This is a genomic window from Corynebacterium jeikeium, from assembly GCA_003955985.1.
GTDB classification, from domain to species: domain Bacteria; phylum Actinomycetota; class Actinomycetes; order Mycobacteriales; family Mycobacteriaceae; genus Corynebacterium; species Corynebacterium jeikeium_D.
In genome coordinates this window covers 180,180-193,484 of sequence record CP033784.1, presented here as the reverse complement: position 1 = coordinate 193,484, position 13,305 = coordinate 180,180, and the positions used below count along the sequence as shown (strand labels likewise).

Genomic DNA, 13,305 nt, shown 5'->3' with positions numbered 1-13,305 from the left:
GACCGAACCCTGGGGTTAAGTAGCAAAAAGTGTGTCTGACTTTCAGCATTACTGCTGATTAGGCTGGGTAAATCGGGCGGATATAAGCATCAAGACCTTATATCCGCCCGATTAGTGTTCAATCCACCGGAATGGCACCCGCATGTGCTAATCGGGGGTTGGTGTGCTTTCCGGGTGAGTAAAAACAGACCACGATGCCCGATATGCGCTGGGCAAATGAAGAAAAACGGAACCACTTCTAAAGGCACAACCAGGTGGCGATGCAAGGACCCGAACTGCGGCAGTTCCACGACACGAACCCGCACCGACCGCACGCAGACCCGCGACTTTAAAGCCTTCGTCTCTTATGCCACCTCCACAGCAACGTTGTCTGAACTCGCCCAGCAACAAGGGGTAAGCCGTTGGACACTTGACCGCCGATTCAAACCGTTCTGGCTCATCGACATCCCCAACGACGGTGACCCACAGCGCATCTACGACCAGATCTTCATCGACGGTACCTACACCGCCGCCGGATGCTTGCTCGTCGCAGCCAGCCACGACCACGTCATCGCATGGCACTGGACCAAACACGAAACCGCCCACGCCTACACGCAGCTACTCCGCAAAATCGCTGAGCCGCTCTGCGTCGTCCTCGACGGCGGACAAGGCGCACTTACTGCGATTAAAGCCTGCTGGCCGAACGCGATAATCCAACGATGCCTCGTCCATGCGCAACGCGTCATCCGCCGCTACACCACATCACGACCACGCACCGACGCCGGCAAAGCCATCTACGCCCTGGCGTTGAAACTGACCCGTATCACCACACTCGACCAGGCACGGGAGTGGACGCTGCGTCTGCACGACTTCGGACAGGTATTCAAAGCATTCCTCAACGAGAAAACGCCCGTGTCAAAAGAGCGCCGCACACTCAACAACCAGTGGGAATGGACCCATCTGCGAGTTCGCAAGGCATACAACTCCCTGCTGCACCTCTCACGGAAAGGATGGCTGTTTACCTACCTGCAGCCACCACCGAATGCGCTTGAGCCTCAACGCTGGGCTTCAACGACAAACAGTCTGGAAGGCGGCATCAACGCCGGGCTCAAACGCATCGCCGACGCGCATCGCGGCAGGTCCGGGGAACGCCAACGAAAAATGCTCGAGTGGTACCTGCACTCGAAAACGCAACTGCCTGACGACCCATTAAAGATCGCCAGGCAGTGCAATTTCGGCCAAGATCAACTCGCCAAAGTCAACGATCTTGTCGAAGAAGACCACAACAAAGCCGACCATGAAACAGGCCGACCAGCCTTCTACGACAACGCTATCCCAACCGAGTACGAACACTCGATAGGAATCAGAAAAGGCCCCATGAAGTAACAAACGGTGTGCCCGCCCCGCAACACGCCGAGCGGACACACTTTTTGCTACTTAACCCGAACCCTGGCCACAAGTGAAGGACCGCGCTGCCCCGCCCCGCAATGCCCCGGCTCGCGCTGCACTGCCAGGTAATAAAAACAAAAAGCCCCGCACCTACAAGGTGCGGGTCTACATGGTGCGCCCGAAGGGATTCGAACCCCTAACCTTCTGATCCGTAGTCAGATGCTCTATCCGTTGAGCTACGGGCGCGTGTGGCGGAGGCGAGAGGATTCGAACCTCCGGCCCGTCGCAAGACAGGCAACTCCTTAGCAGGGAGCCCCATTCGGCCGCTCTGGCACGCCTCCAAAACCACTGGCATCGATCCCGCTTCAGCAAAGCTGTTCGCCATTGCGTGGACGAGACCAAATAACCGCAGCCAATCCTACAGAACACAAGAATTGAAAAGCAAAACACCCGCGGAGCCACCAAATACGGCGCCACAAATAGCGACCACACCTTGGGATTTTGCGGGGATTCTGTACTGCCCAATCCGGGCCATGTTCTACAGTTAGGCCTATGACCAACGATGCATCTTCAGTTCAGCCCAAAACCCGCGCCGACCTCGAGCAGGTTCCGGCCTATGTCCCGGGCAAGGCTGTGCCCGGCGCGCTGAAGATCGCGTCCAATGAAATGACCCAACCGCCACTGCCCTCGGTGGTGGAGGCCATCTCACAGACCATCGCTGACCCAACCACCAGCCCGAACCGCTACCCGGACATGGGCGCGGTTGACCTGCGCATTAAGCTCGGCGAGCACCTGGGTCTGCCCATGGAGCAGGTCGCGGTCGGCTGCGGCTCCTCCGCTCTGTGCCTGCAGCTCGTGCAGGCCACCTGTGAGGATGGGGATGAGGTCGTGTTCCCGTGGCGCAGCTTCGAGGCCTACCCCATTCTCGCTCGCGTCGCCGGGGCTACTCCGGTGCCGGTGCCGCTGGATGCGCAGGGTCGCAATGATCTTTCGGCAATGGCTGCCGCTATCACCGGCCGCACACGCCTGGTTTTCGTCTGTAATCCCAATAACCCGACGGGCACGACCATCACTCTCGCGGCTTTCGCGGAGTTTATGGCGCAGGTTCCGGGCGATGTTGTGGTCGCTCTCGACGAGGCGTACATCGAGCTGGTGGACGAGGCCACTCATGCCGCTACCCCGTTGGCGCATGAGCTGCTGGATACCTACCCCAACCTGGTCGGTTTGCGCACATTCTCCAAGGTCTACGGTTTGGCCGGGCTTCGTGTGGGCTACATGTTCGGCCCGGAGAAGCTTGTGGAGGCCGTGAATAAGGTCGCTATCCCCTTCTCCGTAAACACTCTCGCGCAGATTGCCGCGCTCACCTCGCTCGACGCACAGGAAGAGCTCACCGCCCGCATTGCTGAGGTCCGCGCACAGCGCGTCGCCGTCACAGAGGCCATCAACGCCGCCACCGGCCGCGAGACGGTGCTGCCGAACTCGCAGGCCAACTTCATTTGGATTGACGAGGGGCGGATCGCGAATCTCTCTTTGCTTGACGACGTCTCGGTGGCCACCACCACGGATCTCGGTGACTTCCTGGCGCAGCGCAACATTCTCATCCGCTGCTTTGCCGGCGAAGGTGCTCGCATCACCATCACTACTGAGGAAGAGACCTCGCAGCTGCTGGCTGCGCTAGGAATTGAGCGCTAACAGCTATCGCTCAGCTAGCAGCTACCGGCGCGGCCGGTGGTCGCGCCACCGCTGCGCTCAATCGCCTTTGCGATGCGGTCAAGCATTTGCTGGCCGGTCTCATAGGTGCCGTCGTCAGGCTGGGCTGCGATAGCGACACCAACGAAGGTGCCCGGCTTCTTGCCCGGCAGATAGCCGAACTGCCGCACAAGGTAGACGCCTTCATCATCGGGACCCCAACCGCCCTTGAAGTGGGCGCCGCGGATGCGTCCGAGGCCGTAGGACTGCTCGTCGGCAATCTGTCCCATGAGGTCAGCGACCTTTGGGCCCGCCTCGATGCACTGCAAATTGGCGCCGAAAATAGCCTGGTCGCGCAAATCCCACTGCGTCTGCCCGAAGACGGTGTATTCCGCACGGATGCGGTCAGTGCCCATGACGGTGCGGGTGTCGTGGCCCTCTCGGAGAATCTCGTCGGTGGTCGCGCCCGCGGTCGCGTCATCGCCCAGGGAGTACCACATGGACTCAGCCGCATCGTTATCGGAAACCGTGATTGCGGCTTCGACCAGGGAATCCACGCCCGATTGGCGCACATAAGCCACCGCAATCGGCACCTTGGAGGTCGACCAGGCCGGACCCGTTTTGAAGTCACCCGTGGAAACCACTTCGGAATCCTTATCCGGCGTTGCCAGAGCGGCGCCGGCCAAACCACCGAGTTCCTTTTGCGCGGATTTCACGGCCTCGACAACTTCGCGAGGCATCTCACCGGGCACAACTTTCCCGTCGGAGGATGCGCCGCCGGGGCCGTCGTCAAGCGGATTGGATAGCGTCGGCGACGGCATGCCCGCCGAGTCGGAGCCGATGGTGCAGGCGCTAAGGCCGAGCGTGACGACGGCGGTTGCGGCCAGAGCCGCTCGGAGACGTTTAGACAATGTGCACCGTCGCATTCGTACCGCCGGTACAAGTGACAACCTCACCGTTATCGCGGCAGGTCATGCTGTATGTCTTGCCTGTTGTTGGGCTGCTAGCGGTGACAGTACCGTTGAGCTTCTTCGTAAGTTGGTACTGCTCAACGAAGGAATTGCGGACGTTGGTGGCAAACTGACAGGTCGTCGTGTTACCGCCGACATCTTCTGCATATACCAAGTTCAAATCACCCGGATCGCCCGAGCCGGAGCAGTGACGCCAGTTCGATGGCGGCTGGAACCCTTCAGCGCGACGCTTCTGCTCAGCGGTCGACGAGGTGGAGGAACCCTCAGCACTAGCGGACTGAACCGACTGGGGCGAGTTGCTGCCGGCCGAATTCACTCCCTTCGAATCGGAGAAGTAGAAGTAAGCCATTGCGCCGACGAAGAGAGCGACCGCAACGAGTGCCAGGACAATAACCGCGATGGTCAGCCCCTTGTTGTCATTGCGCGGCGCAGCAGCCGGACCAGCTTGCGGACCTGGAACATAGGGGGCAGGGCGGTATGGTTCAGGCTGCTGGGACTGTGGATACTGCTGCTGCAGATACTGGGTTTGCCCCTCAGGCTGCTCCCACTGTGACCCATCCACAGCGCTCCACGCATTTGCCGGCGTATCAGCGGAGGGTTGATCATCTGACGTGCCCGGATTTATGCTCCACTCACCGAACGAGTCGTCCGAGTGGTTGCTCCGATTCGTTGCCATTGTTCGACCTTTTCCTCAATACCGTCCGCCAGCATGACGCTGGGTTTGTATTACAGCAAGACCGAGCTTACCGGTTTTGGCAATTTGCCCGTATTGTTTCAGGCCACAGTACACGTTGGTCGGAGCAATTAAATTACCTCCGCAAAATTACCTGTGGCAGATTTCGGACACACGAAACCCCCGACCGCATGCGACCGGGGGTTTACGTTCTGTAATTCGCTCTCTATCTGGGGAAGTTTTTACTCATCCCTGGAGAACTGCCGCTAATCGCGACCTAGAACAGTCGTTAGAACGGCCACCACGACGGCTTCGCATTCTTGTTCACGACTACCTTTTCGCCGCCAACGACCCAGTTCGCGGTCGGGTTAAAAGCCGCGCCCAAGTTGGCGTAGCCGCCGTTGTCGAACTCACCTTCGTAGTCCGGAGCCCTGTACGTGAAGTCAACGGAGACAGACTTCGAACTGCTGACAGTCGGGTTGTCCTTGAAGGCACCGAGGAAGCCGCCCTCCGTCCAGGACAGGCGCACCTGACGATTACCGTTGCGCTCGGTGTTGACGTACTCCCCCTCCTTCAGCGTGTAAATACCGCCGCCGAGGATATTGTCCTGCGACTGGCGAGTCACACGAACGAGCTCAAAGTCAGCCGGGATGTTGTGGCCGATTCCCCGCAGTTTGCCTTCGCCATTGACGCCGACGACCTCAATACGGATGGTGACCTCGTCACCCGGTCGGGCCTCCTTACCGCGGATAATCTGCGAGTAAACATCAGCAGACCAAATCGGGCCACCGACAGTGCCGAGCTTCACCTTCGGGGCGCTCGAGCCCGGCAGAGTCAGACCAGGCGAATTAAGTCCTGGCGAGTTCAGACTCGGCGAGGGCAGACCCGGGGACTGCGCCATGGCAGGAGCGCCGAAACCGAAGGTCAAGCCAGCTGCGAGGGTAACTGCGGCAATGGCGGTACGGGAGCGACGTCGCGGACGAGAGGCCTTAGTGGTCTGGGCGTGTGCGTTGTACATGTTGAGAAGCTTTCTGTGAGACCTGAGAACTATCGAGATGAAAGTGCGCAGATGGAAACTACTTAGCGGTTAATGCCCGGCGACGGCAGCCCCGGGGACTGGAAGCCCGGCGACTGCAGGCTCGGGGAGCCCAGCGAGCCACCCGGAACACCCGGAATACCCGGAGCCGGCGCCTCCCGCTTCACAGTGAGCTTCGGCCCCATGTCATGCAGCTTCTCCACCTTGTCGCCTGGGTTGAAGTGGATTTCGGTTCCCGTATTCAACGCACCGTCGGCAATCGCGTCCGTGACGCGGTACTGCCACTTGAAACTCACAGTCGACGTGGTCGGGGAGCCCCATGCCTGAAAGATGGTGCCGGCCTTAAACTCCACCGCACCGTTGTTAACGATTTCCAGCCACTTATCCGACTCGTTCGGATCCGCCCAGTCATCGCTGCCGACCTTGTACGTCGCCGAGTTGGCCACGTACTGCAGGCCGTTCGGAATGACATCGGTCATGCGCTGAATGTAGGACTTAAACAGTTTCGGATTGTTGTCCGTGTAGGTCAGAGTAAAGGTCACGACATCGCCAGGCTTGACGACGGCACCCGCGACACCATTGACCTCAACGGATCGCGTCACATTGGAGTTCTTCCAGCTATGCGTCGCGCTGGAGGAACCAGTACCGGTGACTTCACCAATGGCGTCGGTGACAGTCTGAGTGATGGAATCAACGCTCAGCAGGTCCTGAGCATGTGCAGTATTACCGAATCCCGCAAAGGTCATACCTGCGGCTAGAGAGAGTGCAGCAATGCGAGCAATGCTGCGGTTACGTACGGTGCGAGTTGCCATCTGTCACGGGCTCCTTTTAACGATGCGAAGACTTGTGGTCGGAGTAGGCCAACATGGCGGTTCTCCAGCAGGAATGCACGCGTGATGCATCGGCGTGCGGTTCACTTGGCGATAGTTAATACGACACCTATCGACGGCGGCAACAAGTAGCCATTTTTCGAACATCAACCTAAAAATCGAAAACCATGTCGCCACAGCAGTCACACCAGTCACATGTCCGCACATGCATTACAGGTTTGGGCCGGCTGGAATACTTTTAACTATAGAAATACGCACTGCCCTGAAATGGCTGTTCCTCACCGCTGCCAAAATTGCCCCCATTTTCCATCCCGCGACAAAACACCCCAGCTTGCCCCCTGTAACGCTGTTCAGGGGTATCCAAAGAGCCCAATTACATGCCCGTCCGACCACCCCATAACGGGGTTAACCACGAAAGCCTCCCAAAGGTCCGACTATCCGTCGCTGACCTCAGCACATACGCCAACTTTTAAGAGAAATGAAGAAACCCTCGGTAGAACATCTACCGAGGGTTTCTATCTGCGGAAGCAGGGGGATTTGAACCCCCGGAGGTGTGACCCTCGCTGGTTTTCAAGACCAGTGCATTCGGCCGCTCTGCCATACTTCCAACGCCAACATCATAACCGCATACCGCCGTAAGGCAGCAAACGCCCTCATAACACCCCTTGCCAGCACCTTTCGCAAGCCCTTCATCGGAAACCACACCCCAAGCATCCACCTCTACAGACATAACTATTTTTGCTAATTGCAAAAGAGCTTGAAATACCGCGTGCATAACCAGTTTTTGCATTACCTTTGAAGACTATGAAGGCAATCATTCAGACTGATCTTTCCAACCCCCGCGCCCTGGAATGGGCCGATGCTCCGGAACCGACTCTCGAGGATGGGCAGGTGCTGGTCAAGGTCAAAGCCGCTGGCGTAAACCGCGCTGACCTGCTGCAGGCCGCTGGCCACTACCCGCCACCGAAAGGCGTGACCGACACCCTCGGCCTGGAGTGCGCGGGTGTCATTGAAGAGGTCAAGGGCGACTCCCAGGGCTGGAAAGTCGGCGACGAGGTCTGCTGCCTTCTCTCCGGTGGCGCTTACGCCGAAAAGGTCGCAGTCCCGGCCGGCCAGATTCTCCCACTACCACATGGCTACTCCTTCACCGAGGCCGCATCTATCGTCGAGGTTGCCTGCACGGTGTTCTCGAATGTCGTGATGATTGCCGGCCTCAAGGAAGGCGACCTGCTGCTGGTCCACGGTGGCGCGGGCGGCATCGGCACTTTCGCTATTCAGATGGCCAAGCGGCTCGGTGCTCGCGTCGCAGTCACCGCCGGTTCGGCGGAGAAGCTGGCTAAGTGCAAGGAGCTCGGCGCCGACATCCTCATCAATTACAAGGAAGAGGACTTCGAGGAGATTGTCTCAGCTGAGGGCGGTGCCAATGTCATTCTGGACATCATGGGCGCAAAATACCTCGACCGAAACGTCAAGGCCCTGGCGAAGGACGGCCACCTGGTCATCATCGGCATGCAGGGCGGCGTTAAGGGAGAGCTCAACATCGGCCGCCTGCTGAGCAAGCGCGGCTCCATCACCGCCACCGGCCTGCGCTACCGCGATCTCGCTGACAAGGCTCGCATCGTCAACGCCACAGAGGACACCATCTGGCCAATGCTTGCCGACGGCACCGTCACCCCTCAAATTCATGAGGTCATGGATATGCGTGACGCAGCCAAGGCCCACGAGCTGCTCGACAGTGGCGCGGTCAGCGGCAAGATTGTGCTGACCGTCTAGTTAACCGGCTGCCTAGCTAACCGAGCGAGGCAACTGCGCGCACGAGCTGGTCAATGTCGTGCGGCGTATTGAACGGCTGGAGGCCGACTCCCACGGCGCCTCCAGCCTCATCGATGCCCATGGCCTCCAGCAGTGGTGATTCATATGCATCAACAATGCTGGTCACGAGACCATTATCCAGCAGCCTGTCCACGACTACCTTCGCCGACACCCCATCGACGAGGAAGCTAACGCGCGGAATGTGCTGTGCCCGCGACACACTCGCGAAAGAATCATCTTCGGTATCCATGCCGATGATGTACACCCGCGGCAGGGTCATCAACGCCGCAATCAGGCGTTCCGACAACGTCGTCAAGTAGCGAGAAACCTGCGGCATCGCCGTTTCAATGCGATGCCTACGTGACCCCCTCGCCGTGCTATCCAGCGATGCCAGGTGCAGCACCGATTCCGACACTCCGCCGAGCAATGCCGGCGACACCGGGGAAACCTCGATCCGCTCGACGCCGCGCACATTCGGCACATAGCTTAACGACGTCATGCGCTCGAACATCTCGGGATCCTTGAACACCAATGCTGCGACCTCAGGTCCGCCCAGCACGGAGGCATCAACCAGCATGATGTCGGCGCCCAGCTTGCTCATCGACACATCGCGGTAGGCGACAATATCCGAGGCATCAACCAAAACCCAGGCGTTGGAGTACTCATGCACCCGCCGAGAAATGTCAGCTACCGGGGCAATGGTGCCAATGAACGGATCCGCGGCCGGGACGACAACGAGGCGAGTGTGCTCGTCTACGAGCTCGTCGAACTGCCAGGACGGCAACGTACCCGAGGACAAGTCAGCCTCAGCAATGCGGACTTGAGCTCCGTAGAGATTGGCCGCTCGGCGTAGTGGCGCGTGTACGACCTGCGAACCGATGCGAGAAATCACCAGGTTAGAGCCGAGCGTCAAGCGTCGACTCATTGCGGACGTGAACTGCTCCATGAGCACCTCACGCGAAGATCCCAACACCACACCGGCGACCGGGCCGCCAGTGAGGTCCGCAAAAGCCCGGCGCGCACTGGCGGTTAGTTCCGCTGCAGCGGGAACGCCCGAGCTGCGAGACTGGCCATGAGCCCCCGCCCCAGTCTCACCGGGAAGGGACTTCTGCGCATTGCGAAATGCAGAAATCATCGCAGCCTGGACACGCTCGGGCACCTGGGCGCGTTGACCCGCATTGAGGTATGTCCACCCGTCGGAAAGCGACGAGTAAGCACCCCTGGTTGTCGGCACATCGAAGGCCATGAAAACCCTTTCCCGGTTTCGAATTCAAGCTGCGATATCTATTTCAGAGTTAACTGTGCAATCACCCACGAATCGAGCATCCATGCCCCGAACCGTGTATCGCTTGCACATCTTAGTTGGAGCCAATTCTATCGAAGCAACCCCATATAGGATAATCTTTATCCCTTTTTAGCAGTTGCTTAAAATTGGCCGAACTTTTCCTGCCTGTATCCATGCGCAAGCACTCCCGATGCGTGAACCATATGCACCAGCTGCATGCCATAAAGCAGTTACAGCGGCGATTGTATGTAAGTTTTCCAGGGTCACATAACCAGTCACATAACCAACAGTGGAACCAGTCTCAGAAGCACCACGTCACCACCAATGACGACCGTCCCACGCGACCGTTGTTCGCTGTCACGACATGGAATAATGGCTCGCCCAGTGCCGTCGGTATTCAATCTAAACCGCCCTAGCTAGTAGTTTGGAGACGTGACTAACGCAGAAAATGATCGCCAATCCGCAGCTGCAGCCGACCAGCCGGCCAATACTGTGCGCAATGGCTCCGCTATCCGCACGGAGGAAACTCTCCGTCGCGACATTGCGCGCATAACTGACGCAACAGGCGAGGCACCGGCTTTCAAGTCGCGTTCCCGCACCATGGGCGCTGCCTGGCGGGATCTAGCTATCGGCTTCGGCCAGCGCGAGCTGTGGCTGCAGCTGGGCTGGCAGGACATCAAGCAGCGCTACCGCCGCTCCACGCTTGGCCCACTGTGGATCACCATTGCCACCGGCGCCATGGCCCTCGCTCTCGGCCTGCTGTACTCGCTGCTGTTCCAGCAGGAGCTGGCGTTCTTCCTGCCACACGTGACCGTTGGCCTGATCATCTGGGGATTCATCTCCGGCTGCGTGCGCGAGGGCGCAACCGTCTTCATTGAAAACGAAGGCCTGATCAAACAGTTGCCCAGTGCGCTGAGTGTTCACGTCTACAGGCTGGTATGGCGGCAGCTGCTCTTCCTGGCCCACAACATGGTGATCTGGCTGATCCTCGTGCTGGTCTTCCGGCCGGATTTGGGCTGGAACTTCTTCCTGGTCATCCCCGCGATGGCGCTGCTGGTGGTCAACGGTGTGTGGGTGACGATGTTCTTCGGCATCATCGCTACGCGCTACCGCGACGTGGCACCACTGCTGGATTCCCTAATTCAGCTGGTGTTTTACATGACTCCGATTGTGTGGACCACCAAGACGCTGGAGGAACAGGGCGGTGCCGTCGCCGAACGCGCACGCATCGCAGAGATCAACCCGCTGTTCCACTACCTGGAAATCATCCGTGCCCCGCTAACCGGCGAGCCGGTGGATACCTACCACTGGTGGATTGTCCTCGCCTGCACCGCAGTCGGCCTGCTGCTGGCACTCGGGGCCATGCGCCTGTGGCGCTCCCGCGTGAGCTACTGGGTTTAGGCCGCAAGGGCCGTCGTAAAGCGAATAGAACTAGCAAGGGATAAGCATGGTCAGCATTGATACTTACAACGCGTGCGTTGACTTCCCCATTTTCGACGCCAAATCGCGGTCGATGAAGAAGGCGTTCCTCGGCGCCGCGGGTGGTGCGATTGGCCGCAATGACTCCAACGTCGTGGTCATTGAAGCGCTGAAGGACATCAACATTCACCTGCGTGAGGGCGACCGCGTCGGCCTGGTAGGTCACAACGGCGCGGGTAAGTCCACGCTGCTGCGACTGCTGTCGGGCATCTATGAGCCCACGCGCGGTGCCGCCGATGTGCGCGGCCGTGTGGCTCCGGTGTTCGACCTCGGTGTCGGCATGGACCCGGAGATCTCAGGCCTGGAAAACATCATCATCCGCGGTCTGTTCCTGGGGCAGACGCGCAAGCAGATGAAATCCAAGCTCGACGAAATCGCAGAGTTCACCGAACTCGGCGACTACCTGCACATGCCACTGCGCACCTACTCCACCGGTATGCGCGTGCGACTGGCGCTCGGCGTGGTCACGTCCATTGAGCCGGAGATTTTGCTTCTCGACGAAGGCATCGGAGCCGTCGACGCCGCATTCATGGCGAAGGCCCGGACGAAGTTGACCGAATTGGTCGATCGCTCCGGTCTGCTGGTGTTTGCGTCGCACTCAAATGAGTTCCTGGCGCAGCTGTGCGACACGGCGCTGTGGATTGATCACGGTACGGTTCGACAGGCAGGGCTTGTCGACGAAGTGGTCGAAGCCTACGAAGGTAAAGAGGCCGCCGACCAGGTGCGCCGCGTGCTCGCGCAGCGACGGTAGCAGCTTCGCCGGGAGTCCGGGCGCGGTTCCCCCATCGTGGCCGAGCGAGCGGCTCGCGGGCAGCCGGCCGGCGGCTGGCGGGCGGCACGGATGCTTGGAATTGCTCACCCGGAGCAACATGGCAAGATAGACAGCAATAAAAACAGTAATAAACGGTACGTCCCCGATGGAGAACGAAGTGAGCGAAAACTCGGCTGACCACCCAAATCACGATGAGGCAGCAACGGCCGCAATCGTGGTGACTCACAACCGCATCGAGGACCTGCGCCAATCGCTTCCCATCGTTGCCAGCCAGACCCACATGCCGAAGTGGCTCATCATCGTCGACAACGGCAACGACCCGAAGGTCAAGGAACTCGCCGAGCAGGTGGCGGCGCAGCAGTCGTCGGAAAGCGGATCGGCGCCGGAGATTCACTACGTCGGTTCCAAGACGAACCTGGGCGGCGCTGGTGGTTTCGCACTGGGTATGCTGACTGCGCTGTCGCTGGGCGCGGAGTGGATTTGGTGCGCCGATGATGACGGGCGCCCGGAGGACTCCTACGTGCTGAAGGCGCTGCACAGCTGCGCGCGACGTCACCAGCTCGACGCTGTCTCGCCGGTGGTCTGCGACATTAAGGCCCCGAACAAGCTGGCATTCCCCCTGCGCCGCGGGCTGGTGTGGCGCCGTCATCGCGAGGAGCTTTTCGAAAGCGGCATCAACCCCAAACTCCCGGAAGTACGCGACTCCGAGGGCACGAAGTGGTTCACCAATTTCGCAGGTCAGAAGGCTGCGACCGGGCTCGAACTGCCTAGCGACCTCGAAACCATCGACGGCAACCACGACCTCCTGCCCGGCATCGCATCCCTGTTCAACGGCGCGCTGTTTAGCGCCCGCTCGCTGGAACAGCTCGGCGTTCCCGACTACCGCCTATTCATCCGCGGCGACGAGGTCGAATTCCACCGCCGCCTGGTCCGCTCCGGCCTCCGGTTCGGCACATGCTTGACGACGGCCTACCTGCACCCCTCCGGTTCGGGTGAATTTGTGCCCATTCTCGGCGGCAAAATGCACACGCAGTACCCGACCAATGACTTCAAGCGCTACTTCACCTACCGCAACCGCGGCTACCTGATGAGCCAGCCTGGCATGCGCAAGCTCATGCCGCAGGAGTTCCTGCGCTTCGGCTGGTTCTTCCTGGTCCAGCGCCGCGATGTCCGCGGCTTCTACCGCTGGTTCAAGCTACTGAAGCAGGGGCGCGCGGAGAACTTCGAGCGCTTCGATCCAAAGTCGAAGTAGTTCGGGCTGGCGTTGCGGCTGGTGGGGCTGAGGCTGTGGCGCTGGCCTGCATATTTGATCTCGCCCGGGTCGTGTAGTCCGCATTTCGAGTGCTCAGTGCGCAAAAGTGTTACCTAACCCCTGGTTCCCTTCTCCTCC

General features: G+C 59.7%; 11 protein-coding genes and 3 tRNA genes. 6 read left to right on the top strand and 8 right to left on the bottom strand.

Annotated elements, in window-relative coordinates:
- The first annotated feature begins 114 nt into the window (after window positions 1–114).
- Window positions 115–1,365 (top strand): IS1249 family transposase, encoded by a 1,251-nt coding sequence (locus EGX79_00820; GenBank protein ID AYX80855.1) that lies wholly within the window; start codon window positions 115–117, stop codon window positions 1,363–1,365.
- 173 nt (window positions 1,366–1,538) lie between these two features.
- Here EGX79_00820 and EGX79_00815 read toward each other — a convergent pair.
- Together EGX79_00815 and EGX79_00810 are read right to left on the bottom strand one after the other, a co-directional pair.
- Window positions 1,539–1,614, bottom strand: a tRNA-Arg gene (locus EGX79_00815).
- A 3-nt stretch (window positions 1,615–1,617) separates the two neighbouring features.
- Window positions 1,618–1,709, bottom strand: a tRNA-Ser gene (locus EGX79_00810).
- A 211-nt stretch (window positions 1,710–1,920) separates the two neighbouring features.
- Here EGX79_00810 and EGX79_00805 point away from each other — a divergent pair.
- Window positions 1,921–3,060, top strand: a complete 1,140-nt coding sequence (locus tag EGX79_00805; protein ID AYX80854.1) for an aminotransferase class I/II-fold pyridoxal phosphate-dependent enzyme — start codon at window positions 1,921–1,923, stop codon at window positions 3,058–3,060.
- A gap of 14 nt (window positions 3,061–3,074) precedes the next feature.
- On the opposite strand, the gene EGX79_00800 is transcribed toward EGX79_00805, so the two are convergent.
- The 5 genes from EGX79_00800 to EGX79_00780 form a co-directional block, all read right to left on the bottom strand.
- A complete protein-coding gene (locus tag EGX79_00800; protein AYX80853.1) occupies window positions 3,075–3,983 on the bottom strand; it encodes a hypothetical protein in 909 nt (302 codons plus the stop codon).
- Complete coding sequence (locus tag EGX79_00795; GenBank protein ID AYX80852.1) at window positions 3,961–4,704, bottom strand: hypothetical protein; 744 nt, start codon at window positions 4,702–4,704, stop codon at window positions 3,961–3,963. The genes EGX79_00800 and EGX79_00795 overlap by 23 nt, the downstream gene beginning before the upstream one ends.
- Window positions 4,705–4,990: 286 nt before the next feature.
- Window positions 4,991–5,719 carry a hypothetical protein gene (locus EGX79_00790; protein ID AYX80851.1) on the bottom strand — a complete coding sequence of 243 codons (729 nt, stop codon included), beginning with the start codon at window positions 5,717–5,719 and terminating at the stop codon, window positions 4,991–4,993.
- A 62-nt stretch (window positions 5,720–5,781) separates the two neighbouring features.
- Window positions 5,782–6,549, bottom strand: coding sequence for a DUF11 domain-containing protein (locus EGX79_00785; GenBank protein AYX80850.1), 768 nt, complete (start codon window positions 6,547–6,549; stop codon window positions 5,782–5,784).
- Between the two features lie 540 nt (window positions 6,550–7,089).
- Window positions 7,090–7,174: transfer RNA gene (locus tag EGX79_00780), tRNA-Ser, on the bottom strand.
- A gap of 197 nt (window positions 7,175–7,371) precedes the next feature.
- On the opposite strand from EGX79_00780, the gene EGX79_00775 reads away from it, so the two are divergent.
- The gene (locus EGX79_00775; GenBank protein AYX80849.1) at window positions 7,372–8,340 is read left to right on the top strand and encodes an NAD(P)H-quinone oxidoreductase; all 969 of its coding nucleotides are present in this window, start codon (window positions 7,372–7,374) and stop codon (window positions 8,338–8,340) included.
- 16 nt (window positions 8,341–8,356) lie between these two features.
- Here the strand turns inward: EGX79_00775 and EGX79_00770 are convergent, their stop codons facing one another.
- The gene (locus EGX79_00770) at window positions 8,357–9,625 is read right to left on the bottom strand and encodes an aminotransferase class V-fold PLP-dependent enzyme (protein AYX80848.1); all 1,269 of its coding nucleotides are present in this window, start codon (window positions 9,623–9,625) and stop codon (window positions 8,357–8,359) included.
- Window positions 9,626–10,096: 471 nt separating this feature from the next.
- Here EGX79_00770 and EGX79_00765 point away from each other — a divergent pair, with 471 nt between their 5' ends.
- The 3 genes from EGX79_00765 (at window position 10,097) to EGX79_00755 (ending at window position 13,167) form a co-directional block, all read left to right on the top strand.
- Window positions 10,097–11,065: an ABC transporter permease gene (locus tag EGX79_00765; protein ID AYX80847.1), complete on the top strand. Its 969-nt coding sequence runs from the start codon at window positions 10,097–10,099 to the stop codon at window positions 11,063–11,065.
- Between the two features lie 46 nt (window positions 11,066–11,111).
- Entirely contained in the window at window positions 11,112–11,894 is a 783-nt protein-coding gene (locus EGX79_00760) for an ABC transporter ATP-binding protein (protein ID AYX80846.1), read from the top strand.
- Window positions 11,895–12,060: 166 nt separating this feature from the next.
- A complete protein-coding gene (locus EGX79_00755) occupies window positions 12,061–13,167 on the top strand; it encodes a glycosyltransferase family 2 protein (GenBank protein AYX80845.1) in 1,107 nt (368 codons plus the stop codon).
- The last annotated feature ends 138 nt before the right edge of the window (window positions 13,168–13,305 follow it).

Coding starts and splice junctions, on each gene's coding strand:
- EGX79_00775 (AYX80849.1), top strand. CDS start 7,372: ATGAAGGCAATCATTCAGACTGATCTTTCCAACCCCCGCGCCCTGGAA.
- EGX79_00785 (AYX80850.1), bottom strand. CDS start 6,549: ATGGCAACTCGCACCGTACGTAACCGCAGCATTGCTCGCATTGCTGCA.
- EGX79_00760 (AYX80846.1), top strand. CDS start 11,112: ATGGTCAGCATTGATACTTACAACGCGTGCGTTGACTTCCCCATTTTC.
- EGX79_00755 (AYX80845.1), top strand. CDS start 12,061: ATGGAGAACGAAGTGAGCGAAAACTCGGCTGACCACCCAAATCACGAT.
- EGX79_00805 (AYX80854.1), top strand. CDS start 1,921: ATGACCAACGATGCATCTTCAGTTCAGCCCAAAACCCGCGCCGACCTC.
- EGX79_00790 (AYX80851.1), bottom strand. CDS start 5,719: ATGTACAACGCACACGCCCAGACCACTAAGGCCTCTCGTCCGCGACGT.
- EGX79_00795 (AYX80852.1), bottom strand. CDS start 4,704: ATGGCAACGAATCGGAGCAACCACTCGGACGACTCGTTCGGTGAGTGG.
- EGX79_00800 (AYX80853.1), bottom strand. CDS start 3,983: ATGCGACGGTGCACATTGTCTAAACGTCTCCGAGCGGCTCTGGCCGCA.
- EGX79_00770 (AYX80848.1), bottom strand. CDS start 9,625: ATGGCCTTCGATGTGCCGACAACCAGGGGTGCTTACTCGTCGCTTTCC.